Origin of the sequence: Acidithiobacillus sp. HP-11 (genome assembly GCF_015100075.1) — a bacterium.
Classification (GTDB): domain Bacteria; phylum Pseudomonadota; class Gammaproteobacteria; order Acidithiobacillales; family Acidithiobacillaceae; genus Acidithiobacillus; species Acidithiobacillus thiooxidans.
Genome location: NZ_JACKYY010000031.1, coordinates 1 through 15,821, shown reverse-complemented (window position 1 = coordinate 15,821; position 15,821 = coordinate 1). Strand labels below are relative to the sequence as shown.

The following is a 15,821-nucleotide window of genomic DNA, read 5'->3' as shown; positions in this document are numbered from 1 at the left end:
TTGGTATGCGGCGAGTATAACGAACACAGCCCGCCTCCCGCAAAGTGTTTGACTTCATGAACAGCTCGGGTCAAATTCGCTGCAAATCGCCCGGACCAATGGCCGTTTTAGCTTCATGAAGAAGAATCGGCGTCGGATTCAGAAGCTTCGTGCGGGATACCGGGTTCCGATTTTTCCCGAATTATTTTTCCACCACCGACGCCACCGGCCATGGCAAAACGTAAAGCCTGCTGGGGTGTCATGTCCGGAAGCGGGATGATTTTTTCTCTGGGAATCAGGCAGGTGAAGCCGCCGACGCCATAACTCATGGGAATAAAAACGGCCACACAGTCTTCGGGGAGGTGCGGTAGTTCGTGCAGGGTGTCACGGGTGACCAGCCCGATGATGTAGCCCATATCTCCCCCCTGCCGAACCAGAACGGCGCTGCGAAAGCCCCGGTCTGCACCACCAAACAGTAATCCCACCGTTTCCTGAATGGTGCTGTAAAGGCTATGCAGAACCGGGATTCGCGCCAGTGCCTTGTTCATCCAGTCAAAAATCCATGCGGTCAGGACATGGGAAGCCAGAAAACCAACGCCCAGAATGGTCAGCAAGGTCAGGACCAGTCCCAGACCGGGGATGTCTATTCCGAAAATGGCCTTGATCGGCGCTTCAAACAAGTTGTTGAGCCAGCCGCCAATCCATAACACCACATAAATGGTCAGGCCGATGGGAAGAGAGATGAGCAGGCCCTGGGCGAACCAGCGGCGCAAATGCAGATGCTGAAAACGTGAAGGCGGTTGAACGGGTACTGGCAGTGTCATTGGGACCCCGTTTTAGCAAAGACCGCACCAGCATAGCAAAAAATGCCAGAAAGTAGTGGATGTTTACGGAGTCTCATCGCGATCCTCCTGATTTTTGAATAGTTGCGGGGCCAGGCCATGTTTGCGCATGAGCTTGTAAAGATCCGTACGATGGCGGCCAGCAATGCGAGCAGCCCGGGAAATATTGCCGTCGGTGGCACGCAGCAGATTTTCAAGATACACCCTTTCAAAGGCCGTTTTGGCATCCTGCAAAGGCGGGAAGGCGCTGGATCCACCCTGACGGCCGGCATCGGGAATGGCCTCTCCCGAGACCCAACCTTTTTCGGTGACGGCGGCGGCAAAGGTGATGGCGTTTTCCAGCTCTCGAACATTTCCGGGCCAGGGTCGCTGCATCAGCTTGTCCATGGCTTCGGGGCTGAACCCTGGAATATTGCGTTCCAGGCGCTGGCTTTCCCGATCCAGAAAATATTGGGCAAGGAGCAGGATGTCTTCGGGACGTTCGCTGAGGCTGGGAACCCGTAGGGGAATGACGTGCAGGCGATAATATAGATCTTCCCGAAAGGCGCCGCTGGTAGTCAGCGCATGAATATCCTGATGGGTGGCGCTGATAACGCGTAAATCCACGGATATTTCTGTTTTTGCTCCGACTGGACGTAAGGTCCCTTCCTGCAATACCCGCAGCAGTTTAACCTGCAAAGCCAGGGGGAGGTCTCCGATTTCGTCCAGGAACAAAGTACCGTGGTCGGCGCTGCGAATGAGCCCGATATGGTCCTGAGTGGCTCCGGTAAAAGCCCCCTTAACGTGGCCAAACAGTTCGCTTTCGGCCAGTTCGGAGGGAATGGCGCCACAGTTGACGGCCACAAAAGGCTGGTCATTCCGGGCGCTGGCTTCGTGGATAGCTCTGGCGACACGTTCCTTGCCCGACCCACTTTCTCCAGAAAGAAAAACACTGGCCTGGGAAGTGGCTATGCGGGTAATTTCATTGACCAGACTGGCCATGACCGGACTGCGGTGGAGGATGCTTTGCCCGGCCTGAGCGCGCAGGTCAGCCCTTAACTTGCTGAGTTCACGGCCAGCAAGGCGTTGTGCCAGGGCCGCCGTGCATAATGTCTGTAACTCGTCATTACTGAACGGTTTGCTGAGATAACCAAAAGCCTGGGCACGCATGGCTTCTACCGCGTTAGGAATGGTGCCATGTGCGGTTAGCAAAATAACCGGCAAATCGGGATCACGAGCCTGAGCGGCTTCAAGAACCGCCATCCCGTCCATGATGGGCATGCGTAAATCGGTGATCAACAAATCCACGCTTTCCTGGTCCAGTAGTTCCAGCCCTTGCTGCGGATTGTTGCTACTCAGTACCCGATAATCTTCACTTTCCAGCCACAAACCCAGCAGCCTCAAGAAATCCGGATCATCATCAATAATGAGAATAGTGGACATGGTTTTACGCATCTCAGGGTAAGGGCGCGCCATGCGCTTCCAGGGTTTTTTCTGCATGCTGGTGGAGCAGGGATTCCAGACGTTGAAGCCGTGCTTGTGCGGCATCCGCAGCATTTTGTGCAGCGATAGTCTGAGCTTTACTTTGCTGAATGCGGACGTTGTCTCGTTTAAGAAGAGTAATATTTTCCAGCAGGGCATTGACGCTGCGCCGCAAGGGTAGGGTCTGGCTGGCCAGATCCTGGTTCTGTGCCGCCATGCTGAGCTCCCGGGCGGCGTTATCCAGGGCAGTTTTATTGAGAGGGCCACTGCTGAGATAGCTGTTTGCCAGCGCAAGATGAATATTGGCACAACTGGCGGAGGTAGCGGGACCGCAATCATGCAATGCCTTGAGCAGCTCTGGTCGGGGCGTTTCCGAGAGCGGCAGCGGCGCGGCTTGGGGCTGAGCAGGTGCTGCCGGATGAATCATTGCACAGGCTCCCAGAAACAATAGGATACTGAAGGTGCCGAGTGAGCGGATCGCAAGCAATAATCGGTACATCAATGGGCTGCCTTCTGAGGAAAAGAGGGTAGCCAGATTTCTGCGCTGAGCCCTCCTTGTGGACGGTTTTGAATGTGTATCCAGCCGTCTTGAGCGGCTACCAGTTCGCGGGTGATGGCCAATCCCAATCCGGTACCCCGGGGTAAACTGTTACTGACCGGAACCTGATAAAAACGTTCAAATACCCGTTCCAGCAAGGCTTCAGGAATGCCCGGGCCTTCATCTTCTATTCGAAACAGAACGCCCTGTTGTTCGGCAATGGCCTGCACGTGGATTTGACCGCCGGCAGGGCTGTATTTGTTGGCGTTGCTGACCAGGTTGCTGAGAATTTGCCGCAAGCGTTGTGGGTCGGCGTACACTTCCAGCGGTGCATGGCTCTCACAAAGGAGGGTTTGCTGCTTTTTTTCAGTCAATGGCTGCATGCGTTTTAGCAGATCTTCGAGAATCTCGGATACTTTGACAGTTTGGGGTGAAAAATCCAGGGATTGCGCCTGTAAGGCATGCATGTCGAGCATTTCCTGAATAGCCGCATATAATTCCTTGACCTGACGGACGACAATTTCGAGGACTTCGCGTTGCCGTGGCAGAAGCGGGCCGATGCGCTCGCTGAGCAGTAATTCGCTGCCGGAACGGGCTGAGGCCAGAGGGGTTTTCAGTTCGTGAGAGACCTGGCTGAGAAATTGGTGGCGCAGGCGCTCTTCTTCCCGCAGGCGGGCCTGCATGCTGTCGATGCTGCGGGCCAGATCGCGTAATTCCTGGGGTCCATCACTGGCAACATGGGCGACTTTACCCGCCCCGATGTCCTCCAGGGCCAGACGGAAGTCCTTCAATGGTCGGGTTAAGGCCGTAGCAACCCGCCAGGGTATCAAAAGGCTGAGCAACGCCGTGATGACTACGAGTGCATAAAGCAGTTGCACGGCCTGAGAACGCGCTGCCGCTGCCGCTTCTCCCTGGCTGAGCAGCAAGGACTGCATGGCCTGATGAACATCATGAAAACGTGCTTCAACAGCCGTCCGGCTGGCTTTGCCGTCGAGCACAGCCGCTTGCCCTGAGCCTGGTGTATTTGCGGACTGCAAATAATTGTTCAGACTCACTTGTAGTTGCTGGAGTGCGCTGGCAAGTTGGGGGTAGGCTGTCGCGCCAGTCTGTAGTGTCTTTAAAGACGTTTGTTCGTGATGAATCAGGTGGGCAAAAGTGGCTTCATAACCAGAGTGGGGCAGGACCTGCGCCAGGTCCTGATAAAATTCGGCCTGACGTTGTTGTCCATGAATTTCCAGTAATTGCTTTTGCAGCGGCAAGCCAATTTCAATCAGCGTATTGCTGCTGTCGCCCAGGGTATGAATCGCCTGAATGGCCGCAAACACGACCCCCGCGACCAGAAACAGGATGATAATGGCAAAAAACAGGACGCGTCGGGGAATCGAAATAGCGCCATGATGATCTTTAGCCGGAGAGTCCATGATCTTTTGTCCGGTGTTCTGTTCTTCCATAAAGTCCGCAGCCATCCACTCCTCCATGCCGGTTGCCCTGAACATGGGCAGCGCATTGCCGGAAACCAGTGTATGCGACTGGCGTCCAGCGGCCTAGTGTAGATTATCGGCTACAGCAGCAAAGCATCCACGGCAACTGCCGTTTTTGAGATTATGCGTCCACATTGGCCAGAAGCGTGGCCGCTGCTTCGAATACGGCTGTGTTGAGATCAATGCCGCCGAGCATGCGGGCAATTTCCTGCTGACGTTGTGCCGCTTGCAGGGGGTTTATGGCGCTGAGGGTTCGACCATCCTGCACCTGTTTTTCAATGTGCAGGTGGTGGTGACCCTGTGCCGCCACCTGGGCAAGATGGGTAACACAAAGTACCTGCTGTTGCGCGCCAAGGCGGCGAAGCAGGCGTCCTACCCGTTCGGCAACGGCGCCACCAATGCCCACATCCACTTCGTCAAAAATCAGGGTGTCAATGCGCTCGGGTGCGGCCAGAATGACCTGCAAGGCCAGACTGATACGCGAGAGTTCTCCGCCGGAAGCCACCTTGGCCAGGGCCTGTGCCGGATGGCCGGGGTTGGCGGTAATCCAGATTTCTGTCTGATCCCAGCCGGAGTCGCGCCAGAATTTTTCTTCTTCCGGATGGCTGGATAAACGCAATTCCACCTGAGCATGGGGCATGCCCAGCTGACGGATTTGTTCGGCAACCGCGTCCGCCAGGGCTTGCTGACGGGCTTGCCGGGCCGTCGTGAGAGCATGGCTGTGTTGAACATAGGTCGTTTTGGCTTTGAGTAAAGCCTGCTCAGCGGCGAGCAGCGTGCTTTCTAGGTTTTCTGTTCCCTGCAGTTCCTGACGCAGGGTATCGCGTTTGGCGATTAAGCCCGGTAAGTCACAATGATATTTGCGTTGAAGATCCTGCAACTGTTGCAAGCGTCGGGCAATTTCTTCCAGACGTTCGGGGTCGGCTTCCAGATCGGCCAGATAACTATGCACATTGGAAATGCTTTCTTCGACCTGAATGAGCGCGGCATTGAGCAAGGCCTCATTTTCCTGCAGGCGGGCATCATGCTGGGAAGCCACGCCGAGATGACGCTGGGCTTCGGCCAGGGCCCGATTGGCTGGATGCGCTTCCCCTTCCAGGCCTTCCAGTGCCGCCTGGAGGTGTTCACGCAATTTCTCGACCGCCCCGAGACGCTGTTCTTCGCTGCGCAGGCTTTCCCATTCTTCTTCCTGCAACTGTGCGGCTTCCAGCTCCTGCAGCTGAAAGCGTTGCCAATCGGCCTGCTCATTCTGACGGGTTTGCTCCGCACGTAATTGCTGGCAGCGCAGCGTCTGTTCCCGCCACAGCCGATGCGCTTCAGCCACCTGATTCAGACTGGTTTCCAACCCGGCAAAACGGTCCAGCAGGGCCAGTTGGCGATCGGCGTGGAGCAACTTCTGATGTTCATGTTGTCCCAGCAGCTCAATCAGAAACTCACCAAACTCCCGCAACTGGGTAAGGGTGACGTTGCAGCCATTAATAAAAGCCCGGCTACGGCCATTGCGTTGGAGGACCCTGCGCAGTACGCACACCGGTTCATCTGCATTCATATCCTGATCGCGCAACCATTGGCGGGCGGCATGTTCGGGGGCAAGGGCATATTCCGCACTAATTTCGGCCTGCTCGGCACCATGGCGGATACTGTCTGCATGGCCCTTGTCTCCGAGGAGCAGGGCGATGGCGTCCACCAGAATGGATTTGCCCGCCCCGGTTTCTCCGGTGAGTACGGTCAAACCCGCATCAAAATCAATGCTGACGCTGTCAATCAGGGCAAAATTGCGAACCTGCAGGCTGAGCAGCATTTAATCTTCTCCCGGTGATTCGGCCCAATGCAGTTTTTCCCGAAGAATCTGAAAAAAGTTTTTCTCTTCTGGATGAATAAAACGTGCCGAGCAGGGGGCACGGCGGATGTGAATTTCATCGCCGACAGCCAGAGGAATGCTACAGTGACTGTCCAGGCTGAGGGCTGCAGGCTGACGGCTGGCGGTCAGGCGGGCACGGATGGCTACGGTATCGGCGACGACCAGGGGCCGGGCGGTGAGGGTGTGCGGGCAGATCGGCACTAGCAGCAGGGCTTCGAGGCTGGGGGATAAAATGGGGCCACCCGCTGACAGTGCGTAGGCGGTCGAACCCGTTGGAGTGGCAATGATGACGCCATCAGCGCGCTGGGTATAAACAAAGCGGCCATCCATATGGACGCTCAGTTCAATCATGCTTTCGCCGCCGCCTTTGTGGATAAACACTTCGTTGATGGCCAGACCGCTGTGCATTTGTTGATTGTTGCGCCACAACTCAGCATGCAGGACCCGGCGTTGATCCTGCTGATAATGACCCTGCAAAATGGGCGGCAGAGCGCTTTCTATTTGGTCAATGGACAGATCCGCCAGAAAGCCCAGCCGTCCCTGATTAATGCCGAGAATGGCTATGCCACTGCTGGCCGTATTTCGGGCTGTGCCTAACAGAGTGCCGTCGCCGCCAATGGCAATAACCAGATCCGTTTCCGCGCGGGCTTCGCTGAAAGCCATCCGTTTCAGGCCAAGGGTGTCATCAATCTCGCCAGAACATTGAGTTTCGATAAAAACTTCCCGCCCCTGGGATTGAATGAAATCACGCAACAGGCGTAATCCCGGAAGTACCGAAGGATCACGGTATTTGCTGACGAGCAGGACGCGCTGGAAGGGCTTGGTCATGGGAGTAGCCTACATGGGGGCGCTACAAACGCCAAGAGGAAAATGCCGGTTTTCAGGGTAGGGGAGTTCAGGGCAATAATTACGCCTGCAGCCATCCATAAAAACCGCGTAGCAGAAGATCGGGAACATGCTGGCTGTTGGGGATTTGCGCCTGCCAGAGCGCCGCATCACCACCGGTCAGTAGCACCTGGGCGTCGGGATACATCTGCTGAAAATGGGTGATGGCACTCTGCAAGGCGTCGGCAAATAAATGGAACACGCCGGACTGGATGGCTGCACCCGTACTGTTACCAAGAGCTGCGGCGGGTACGGGCAAATCCATGTCGGGGAGGAGCGCCGTGCCGAGAAACAGGGCATGAAGGCTCATGGTGATTCCCGGAAGGATTCTGCCGCCCTGGAAACGGCCATCGGCAAACAGGTCAATGGTAATAGCCGTACCCATGTCAATGATGATACTGCTTTGGGAGGGGTAATCCTGAGCTGCGGCGAGCAGGCAGCAGCGTCGATCAAAGCCCAGCGCTTCGCCGGGGACATAGGCGTTGGCGACGCGCTGGTTGAATACCGCCAGATCAGGCTCGCGAAGACGTGCTTCGGGCAATAATTCCCGCCAGGTTTGCAACGCCTCCGGCACGACCCCTCCCAGCGCAAAAGTCTCTTCCTCTGCATGAGGGTGTAGCTGTTCCCACTGCTGTAAAATATGCGCAGGATGCTGGGCGGTTGCGGCGCTGATGCTCTGAAAATGCAGGCCATCATTGCTCTGTGCCAGCAGGGTTCGGGTATTGCCCACGGCGATGAATATCATGATGCCAATGGCCGCAGGCTGACGTCGCCGGCACTCAACCATACTGGGGCTTTGTCCGGCTCCTGTACCTGCAGGCGACCATCTCCCCCAATGCCCAGTACTTCTGCCGGATAATGTCCCCGCACATCGCTGATTTGTACGATCTGGCGCATCATGGGCGCTGCCGCTTCATTCCAGAGCGGCAGAAAGGGTTCCAGGCCGTCGTGATCAAAACGGGCGAAATCCTCCTGCCAGCGGCGAATGATTTGCCCGGCAAGATGGCTGCGGGACAGGTTGACCTGCTGTTGCGCCAGACTCGTGGCAGAGTCCGGCAGGGTAGGGTCGTCGTGCACATTCAGGCCCAGACCAAGCACCAGGCGGTTTTGCCCGGAGGGCAGGCGGCGCGCTTCCAGCAGCAGTCCCCCCAGTTTTTGCCCGCCAATCCAAATGTCATTGGGCCATTTGATCCACAATCCGCTGATACTTTTTTGCAGCACCTGAAAAACCCCCAGACCAGCCACCAGGGTCAGGGCAGGGTTAATGCTGGCCGCTTGCGTCCAGCCATAACTCATGGCCAGATGCCGGCCAAAGGGTGAAGACCAGTGACGCGCCCGCCGCCCGCGCCCGGCCCACTGACTTTCTGCCAGACAAATACCGGGATTGGCTTCGCTGCCCAGCATTGCGCTGTTGGTCGAAGCACAGGCTGGCAGTATCCGGATTTGCGCTTCCGGAATGTTGGCAACAGCGGCAATTTCCGGGCGGGAAAGGGGCGGGAGAGGATACTCCAGCTGCAGACCCTCTGTAGTCTGGCGCAGGGGAATCCCCAAATGCTCTGCTTCCTGAAGCAGTGCCGTGGGCACCACCCCTGCATCGTTAACGCACTCGACATCAGCCAGAACGTCCAGCAGTTTTTGCAGTGCCGCTGTGGGGGCTTCAGGAGCGGATATGGCCGTCTCCCAATACAATCCATTTTTGCAAAGTCAGCCCTTCCAGACCAACCGGACCACGGACGTGCAGACGATTGGTGGAAATGCCAATTTCCGCCCCCAGACCATATTCGAATCCATCTGCGAAGCGGGTGGAGGCATTGACCATCACTGAGCTCGCGTCGACTTCACGCAAAAAGCGGCGGGCGTGGGTATAATTTTCAGTGAGAATGGATTCGGTATGCTGGGACCCATAGCGATTGATGTGCGCAATAGCGGCGTCGAGATCGTCGACAATTTTGAGGGAAATGATGGGCCCCAGATACTCCGTGCCGTAATCTTCTTCCGTAGCTGCCACGGCACCTGCAAGGCGTGGCAGGCTCCGTTCGCAGGCCCGGACTTCGATGCCTTTTTCCTGCAGTGCCGTGACGATAGGAAGCAGCAGATCTTCCATGCGATCCTTGTGGATCAACAGGCTTTCGGCGGTGTTGCAGGTGCCCAGTCTTTGGGTTTTGGCGTTGACCACCACTTTCAGTGCTTTGCGGGCATCCGCATCGGCATCAACGTAAACATGGCAGTTGCCGTCCAGATGCATAATCACCGGCACTGTGGCATCAGCCTTGATGCGGGAAATCAGCCCTTTGCCGCCGCGCGGAATGACCACATCCACATGAGCATCCATGCTGATCAGCACCCCGACGGCTTCCCGGTCTGCCGTGTTAACGTATTGCACCAGATCCAGAGGTAATCCCGCCTTACCCAAAGCCGCCCGCAAGCGTTCGGCAATAGCCATGTTGCTGTGCAGGGATTCCGAGCCACCGCGCAAAATGACCGCATTGCCCGACTTGACGCAGAGACCGGCGGCATCAGCCGTGACGTTGGGACGTGACTCGTAAATCATGGCAATCACACCCAGCGGCGCCCGCATATGACCAACCTGGATGCCGCTGGGGCGATAACGCAAATCCGTGATTTCACCAACAGGATCGGGAAGTGCGGCAATTTCTTCGAGGCCCCGGGCCATCGCCTCAATGCGCGTCTCATCCAGTCGCAAACGGTCAATAAAGGCGGCATCCTTGCCCGCCTCTTCGGCACTGCGCAGATCTTTGCGATTGGCACGCTGCAAATTATCGGCATCACGCCGTAAAAATTCTGCCATCAGGCGCAAGGCCTGGTCCTTGGCGGCACTATCGGCGCTTTGCAGACGCCGTTGGGCGCTGCGCGCCCGTTCGCCAATTTTTTCCATTTCCTGGTGCAAATCCATCATCAGTCTCCTCTTTCGTGTCAGCCTGGCTGACATGAGTTCAGCGAAGAACCTTCCGTGTCGGGCAATATGTGACCTGCCAATTGGGGATTCATTCGCGCGGATATTGGCTCTATTGTGCCGTTCTCAGGCTGATCCGGCAATTCGCAGGCATAAATCGGTCAGGGCGGGCCAGACCGGAGTAGGGTCCTGACCCTTGATGCGGGCGTCAATTTCAAGGCATTCACGGATACCCGCCAGCAGGCTATGACCCGGCAAACGCTGCGCCGCCGCGCGGAACCAGTTCTGGCGGGGAGGGAATACCCGGTTCTGGCGAAAAACCTGATCAACGTCCACATGGGCAGCGCGTAATTCCGCCAGTATCCGCAAATCCTTGTGGAGTGCCCAGAGACAAAGGGCAGGTTCACCATCGCCACTGCGCAGACGATCAATAATGCGCAGGATTTGCGTTGGTTCAGCGCGCAGCGTCGCATCCGCCAGGTCATAAATATTGAACTGACTGCTGTCGGCCAGTACGTTACGAATAGCGGCAACATCCACCGCCTGCCCCGGATAAATCTGCTGCAGCCGTAAAATGGCCTGATGACAGGCCCCAAGATTGCCCGCACTCAGATCCGCCAGCAACTGGATGGCCTCGTCATCGGCCGACATTTTTTGCAGCTTGAGGCGCTGTTCTATCCAGCGGATCCAGTCTGCGCCTTCGGGACGATACAACAACAGGGTCTGGCCGTGACTTTCCAGGGCTTTGAACCATTGCGTTTTCTGGACGCTGGCATCGGGGCGCGGGCCGCTGAAGACGAGCAGGGCATCGGGGGGTGGCGAAGCCAGCCAGTACTGCAGGGCGCTGACGCCTTCCTTGGGCAGCTTGATGCTGTCCAGACGCAGGAGGAGCAGGCGTTGTTCAGCGAAAAGCGAGCCAGCATCCCGCTCATCCCGCAGCGCATCCCAAGGGGCGGAGGAATGATTCAGCCGTTGGCGTTGAGCAAAACCCTGCTCTGCTGCAACCTGGCAGAGTGCTTCTTCAGCCTCCTGCAATAGCAGCGGTTCATCAGAGAACAAACCGTAGACGGACGCCAGCTTACCCTGCAGGTGTCCTGACCACTGTCCCGGCTTGAGTCGCATCTCAGCCGCCGGACTGGCGGACGACCGGACTGTTCAGAACCCGCCGGAGAATCTGCCGGGCACCCTGCTCCATCAGCAATCTTTCCATGCGAATTTGTTGCTCATTGGTAGCCAGAGGGTTCCCGCTGTTATAACTGAAACTGTTTTCCACCAGCAGTGACTGGGCGGGAAGAATGACTTTTTTCTGATGATCCATGACGCTGAATTGCGCATGGAGGGTATCCAGAAATTCCAGAGCCACGCCGCTACTGGGGCTGATGCTGATAATTCTTTGCGAGACATAGGCATTATCAATTTGCAGGACAGGACCATCCGCGCGGCTGTAATTACCGTCGCGCTGCAATTCACGGTGAACGGCTGCGGCCAGGGTGCCGCCACTGGGACCGCTGCCAGACACACGCATCCCCTGCAACTTAGCCGGAACGGTTGATCCGGTCTGCAAATGAAACCCGCAACCTGCCAGCGCGAGCAAAAGCAGGCTCATCAACCCGTAAATGCCACGCTGGCGCCATGCTTTCATCCCAGCACCAGATTAACCAGACGGCCCGGCACGACAATGACTTTGCGCACGGTTTTACCTTCCAGATGACGCTGCATGGCGGGACTGGCCAGCACCGCCTTTTCGATGGCCTTATTGTCCGCTGCCACCGGAAAATCCATGCGTTCCCGCAATTTCCCGTTGACCTGGATGACCAGGGTCAGCGTGTCCGACTTGAGTGCCTCGGGGTCGGCGCTGGGCCAGGAGGTATGGATGATATTGCTTTTCTGGCCCAATACTTCCCAAAGTGTTTCAGTCATGTGCGGGGCAAAAGGCGAGAGCATCAGCACAATGGCACGCAATCCTTCGCCCAGTACGGCACGCAAGTCCGTAGGCGCATCGGCACCGACTTTCATGAGGCTGTTACTCAGTTCCATGATGGCCGCAATAGCCACATTAAAGTGGTAACGACCTTCCATATTGCGGCTGACGCGTTCAATGCACTGATGAACAGCGCGACGCAGATCTTTCGCCTCGTCAGACAATTCTGCCGGTACCATCAGATTCTCTGCCCCATATTCATGGACCAGACGCCAGATGCGGCTCAGAAAGCGATGCGCCCCTTCGACAGCCGCATCAGACCACTCCAGATGTTGTTCGGGGGGGGCCGCAAACAAAATGAAAAGACGCGCAGTATCCGCACCATAGCGATCAATGAGTCCCTGAGGGTCAACGGTGTTCCCCTTGGATTTACTCATTTTACTGCCGTCTTTCAGCACCATGCCCTGGGTGAGCAACTGCTTGAAGGGTTCATCGTGAACAGCATCTGCAGGCAACAATCCCACATCCCGCAGCAGGCGATTGAAAAAACGGGCATAGAGAAGATGCAGTACGGCATGTTCCACCCCGCCCACATACTGCTCCACCGGTAACCACTCGGCGGCGCGTGCATTCAGCATGGTGTCGGCATCAGGACAGGCGAAACGGGCGTAGTACCAGGAACTTTCCACAAAAGTATCCATGGTATCGGTTTCACGCCGCGCCGGAGCCCCACAGCGCGGACAGGGCACATTCAGAAACTCCGGATCATCCAGCAGGGGAGAGCGGGGGTCCTTGAGTTGATAATGGGTGGGGAGCACAACCGGCAAGTCCTGCTCAGGAACCGGCACCACGCCACAATGTTCACAATGAATCATGGGGATGGGCGTACCCCAGTAACGCTGACGGGAAATTCCCCAATCGCGCAGACGGTAATTGATGGTTTTCCGGCCCAGACCGCGTTCGGCAACGGCCTCGGTGATGCGGGTTTTTGCCTGCACACTATCCAGACCGTTGAAGTCTCCCGAATGCACCAAAGTCCCGGCACCCGTGTAGGCTTCAGTCATGGCTGCTGCCTCAAGCGGCGCAGATTCTGCCGCAATGACAATCTGGATGGGCAGCCTGTATTTCTGGGCAAACTCGAAGTCACGCTGGTCATGGGCGGGCACACTCATCACGGCCCCTTCTCCATAACCCATCAGCACAAAGTTGGCCGTCCAGACCGGCAGTTCGGCATCAGTCAAGGGATGTTTGACGAACAGGCCGAGAGGATGTCCTTCTTTTTCCTGGGTTTCGATGCTGGCTTCGGAAATCGAGCCATGCCGGCAACGCTCCAGAAATTCAGCCAGAGCGGGATTCTGCTCTGCCGCCTGCAAGGCCAGAGGATGCTCCGGCGCTACGGCCAGATAAGTGGCGCCCATCAGGGTGTCGGGGCGCGTCGTAAAGACCTTGATAACCCCTTCTCCGCTCGCCAGGGGAAAATGAATTTCCGCCCCCTCAGAGCGCCCGATCCAGTTGCGCTGCATGGTCAACACCTGTTCCGGCCAGCCTTCATTCAGGGTATCCAGGCCCTCCAGCAATTCTTCGGCGTAGGCGGTAATGCGCAAAAAATACTGAACAATTTCGCGCCGCTCGACGGGGGCACCGGAGCGCCAGCCGCAACCATCCACCACCTGTTCATTGGCCAGCACCGTCTGGTCAACCGGATCCCAATTGACGGTGCTGAGTTTCTGGTAAACCAGACCCTTTTCCCAGAGCTTGAGGAACAGCCATTGTTCCCAGCGATAATAGTTGGGGGTGCAGGTCGCTAATTCCCGTGACCAGTCATAGGATAATCCCAGCCGCTGCAACTGCCCGCGCATGTGAGCAATGTTGTCCATGGTCCACTCGGCCGGGGCCAGACCATTTTTGAGAGCCGCATTTTCGGCGGGCAAACCAAAGGCATCCCAGCCCATGGGTTGCAGGACATCCTTGCCGAGCATGCGCTGATAACGGGCGATGGCGTCGGCAATACTGTAATTGCGGACATGGCCCATATGCAGTTGTCCCGAAGGATACGGAAACATGGCCAGAGCATAGAATTTTTCCTTGCCGGGCACGCTGGGTGCGCGGAAAGACTGCTGCTCCTGCCAGCGTTTTTGCACTGCCGGCTCAAGTTCTTGGGGGGAATAGGCGGGAATATCCATGGATTCTGTTGTTCAGCCGATTTGTTGAAGTGGCACAAAGGTTGCCACAGGCACCCGAGTGGCGCAATGTTCCAGCGCGAGGAACGGTCTCCTGCCATTGGCGCATTGTCCCATGCAGGTTAGACTAACCCCTGACAGCAATTAAAATATCGAATTTGGAGAAAACATGGCTGAATTGCCAGAACTGGAATTACTGAAACAAAAATTACGCCGCAACATCCTCAACAAGCGGGTCAATGTCATGCAGGTGCATAACGCCAAAGGCGAGTTGCTGACCGATGGCGCGGGCATTGAAGAAGCCGCTTTCAAGGGCAAACCAATTACCGATTTGCATCGCTATGGTCAGTACCTGTTTCTGGAATTGGCGCGCAAGGATATTCTGGCCATGCAGCTGGGTGGCGAACTCACTGTCGATTTGGAGCGCGGGCCTGCCCAGGCAGAAAGTGAAGAAGAAGCGCGGGCCGTTCTGGAAATCCAGATTAATGGACATCAACGCTTACGCCTGCATGGCACGCAGTTAGGTAATCGCCTGCGGATGCTCGACGAAAACAGCGATGTGGATTTTCTGACCAAGCTTGGACCCGATCCTTTGATGGTGCATGGCGAAGGACTGGCGGTTTTGCGTGAAGCATTGTCTCGCCGCCGCAGCGCCCTGCGCAATATTCTTCTGGATGACGCTTTTGCGCCGGGTATTGGTGCGGTGTGGGCCGATGAAATCCTGTACCAGGCGCGCCTACGTCCTGATCGCACCGCCCCCAGCCTGACGGACGAAGAGCGCGACCGTTTTCTGGAACAGATTCCCAAGGTGCTGGACCGGGCAGTTCGCTGTCAGGCCAAAACCAATCTGCTACCCAAAACCTTCCTCACCCGGCACCGGGAAGACAACCAGTGTCCCGGCTGTGGTGCCGCCCTCGAAACCCTATCGGTGGGTGGTAAAAACGCGCTGTTCTGCCCGGCCTGTCAAAGCTGAGTCAAACTGTCCCGGTCTGGTAAGCTTCTGCCCGGCCTTACTTGTGTTTCCACGGCAGGCCGCTGGCTTTCCAGCCCTCGACTTTGCCGCGTTGACCCTGGTGGTCCTGCTTGCCCTCAAAGCCCCCCAGAATGTTGTAGCAGTGGTGATAACCCAAGCCAGCCAGATGCTCGGCAGCCGCCAGCGAACGGCCACCGGTACGGCAAAGCAGTAGCAGGATATTATTGGGCGTCACTTCTTTTTTGATCTGCTGGTCAAAATCCGGATTGGGCGTCATGCCGGGATAGTTCTGCCAGGGAATATGTTTACCCCCTTCAATCATGCCCACGAAATCCAGCTCCGGATGCGAGCGGACATCCACCAGTACGGCGTCGGGGTGTTCGCGAAGCAGCGCGTGGGCTTCTTCCGGCGTCATATCACCGGCATGGCGTTTGCCTGCAGCCTTGGCGCGTTCATGGGCTTTTTCAAGAATTTCTGCGGTACTCATGGCGGTTGTCATGTTCATGTCGGTCTCCTGATGGCGGGATCATGCTTATCCCTGCCTTTCATTGTCAACTAAAGTTTCACCGTTTTTCCGCGAGGAAAATCGGCATGGTTAACAAAAATGTCGGTCATTAAATATTATTATTTATCTATGAATTATGGCTCCTCGCTACTTGGAGTGGATACGAGGGTACGGTAGTCTTAGGGCATTGCTGATCTAGGGAAGGTTAATGATGGACGAAGACAAGCTGTTTACCTTGGCGTTGGGGTTGGTTCCGCCGTGGATGGTGGACGATGTGACTT

At 56.6% G+C, this 15,821-nt stretch carries 14 protein-coding genes; 1 reads left to right on the top strand and 13 read right to left on the bottom strand.

Annotated elements, in window-relative coordinates; all coding sequences use genetic code 11:
• Positions 1–113: 113 nt before the first annotated feature.
• The 12 genes from H7F08_RS09970 to leuS form a co-directional block, all read right to left on the bottom strand.
• Positions 114–803, bottom strand: coding sequence for a DUF502 domain-containing protein (locus tag H7F08_RS09970; RefSeq protein WP_031572532.1), 690 nt, complete (start codon positions 801–803; stop codon positions 114–116).
• A gap of 63 nt (positions 804–866) precedes the next feature.
• Positions 867–2,276 (bottom strand): sigma-54-dependent transcriptional regulator, encoded by a 1,410-nt coding sequence (locus tag H7F08_RS09965; RefSeq protein ID WP_075322199.1) that lies wholly within the window; start codon positions 2,274–2,276, stop codon positions 867–869.
• The gene (locus H7F08_RS09960) at positions 2,257–2,709 is read right to left on the bottom strand and encodes a hypothetical protein (protein ID WP_226831162.1); all 453 of its coding nucleotides are present in this window, start codon (positions 2,707–2,709) and stop codon (positions 2,257–2,259) included. Before H7F08_RS09960 ends, H7F08_RS09965 begins: the two co-directional genes overlap by 20 nt.
• 71 nt (positions 2,710–2,780) lie before the next feature.
• On the bottom strand, positions 2,781–4,286 hold the full coding sequence (locus tag H7F08_RS09955; RefSeq protein ID WP_193640476.1) for a sensor histidine kinase: 1,506 nt from the start codon (positions 4,284–4,286) through the stop codon (positions 2,781–2,783).
• A 136-nt stretch (positions 4,287–4,422) separates the two neighbouring features.
• Positions 4,423–6,102 (bottom strand): DNA repair protein RecN, encoded by a 1,680-nt coding sequence (gene recN, locus H7F08_RS09950; protein WP_193640475.1) that lies wholly within the window; start codon positions 6,100–6,102, stop codon positions 4,423–4,425.
• Positions 6,103–6,990, bottom strand: coding sequence for an NAD(+)/NADH kinase (locus H7F08_RS09945; RefSeq protein WP_193640474.1), 888 nt, complete (start codon positions 6,988–6,990; stop codon positions 6,103–6,105). It abuts the gene before it with no gap.
• Between the two features lie 79 nt (positions 6,991–7,069).
• The gene (locus H7F08_RS09940; protein WP_226831164.1) at positions 7,070–7,792 is read right to left on the bottom strand and encodes a type III pantothenate kinase; all 723 of its coding nucleotides are present in this window, start codon (positions 7,790–7,792) and stop codon (positions 7,070–7,072) included.
• Positions 7,789–8,736 (bottom strand): biotin--[acetyl-CoA-carboxylase] ligase, encoded by a 948-nt coding sequence (locus H7F08_RS09935; protein ID WP_193640472.1) that lies wholly within the window; start codon positions 8,734–8,736, stop codon positions 7,789–7,791. The genes H7F08_RS09940 and H7F08_RS09935 overlap by 4 nt, the downstream gene beginning before the upstream one ends.
• A complete protein-coding gene (locus tag H7F08_RS09930; protein ID WP_226831167.1) occupies positions 8,705–9,964 on the bottom strand; it encodes a glutamate-5-semialdehyde dehydrogenase in 1,260 nt (419 codons plus the stop codon). The genes H7F08_RS09935 and H7F08_RS09930 overlap by 32 nt, the downstream gene beginning before the upstream one ends.
• A gap of 123 nt (positions 9,965–10,087) precedes the next feature.
• Entirely contained in the window at positions 10,088–11,083 is a 996-nt protein-coding gene (gene holA / locus H7F08_RS09925; protein WP_193640471.1) for a DNA polymerase III subunit delta, read from the bottom strand.
• Between the two features lies 1 nt (position 11,084).
• A complete protein-coding gene (gene lptE, locus H7F08_RS09920) occupies positions 11,085–11,603 on the bottom strand; it encodes an LPS assembly lipoprotein LptE (RefSeq protein WP_193640470.1) in 519 nt (172 codons plus the stop codon).
• Positions 11,600–14,065 (bottom strand): leucine--tRNA ligase, encoded by a 2,466-nt coding sequence (gene leuS, locus H7F08_RS09915; protein ID WP_193640469.1) that lies wholly within the window; start codon positions 14,063–14,065, stop codon positions 11,600–11,602. The genes lptE and leuS overlap by 4 nt, the downstream gene beginning before the upstream one ends.
• Positions 14,066–14,231: 166 nt before the next feature.
• Here leuS and H7F08_RS09910 point away from each other — a divergent pair, with 166 nt between their 5' ends.
• Positions 14,232–15,035, top strand: coding sequence for a DNA-formamidopyrimidine glycosylase family protein (locus tag H7F08_RS09910; protein ID WP_010641608.1), 804 nt, complete (start codon positions 14,232–14,234; stop codon positions 15,033–15,035).
• Positions 15,036–15,072: 37 nt separating this feature from the next.
• Here H7F08_RS09910 and H7F08_RS09905 read toward each other — a convergent pair whose 3' ends face one another.
• Positions 15,073–15,540, bottom strand: coding sequence for a rhodanese-like domain-containing protein (locus tag H7F08_RS09905; protein WP_226831169.1), 468 nt, complete (start codon positions 15,538–15,540; stop codon positions 15,073–15,075).
• Positions 15,541–15,821 lie beyond the last annotated feature (281 nt).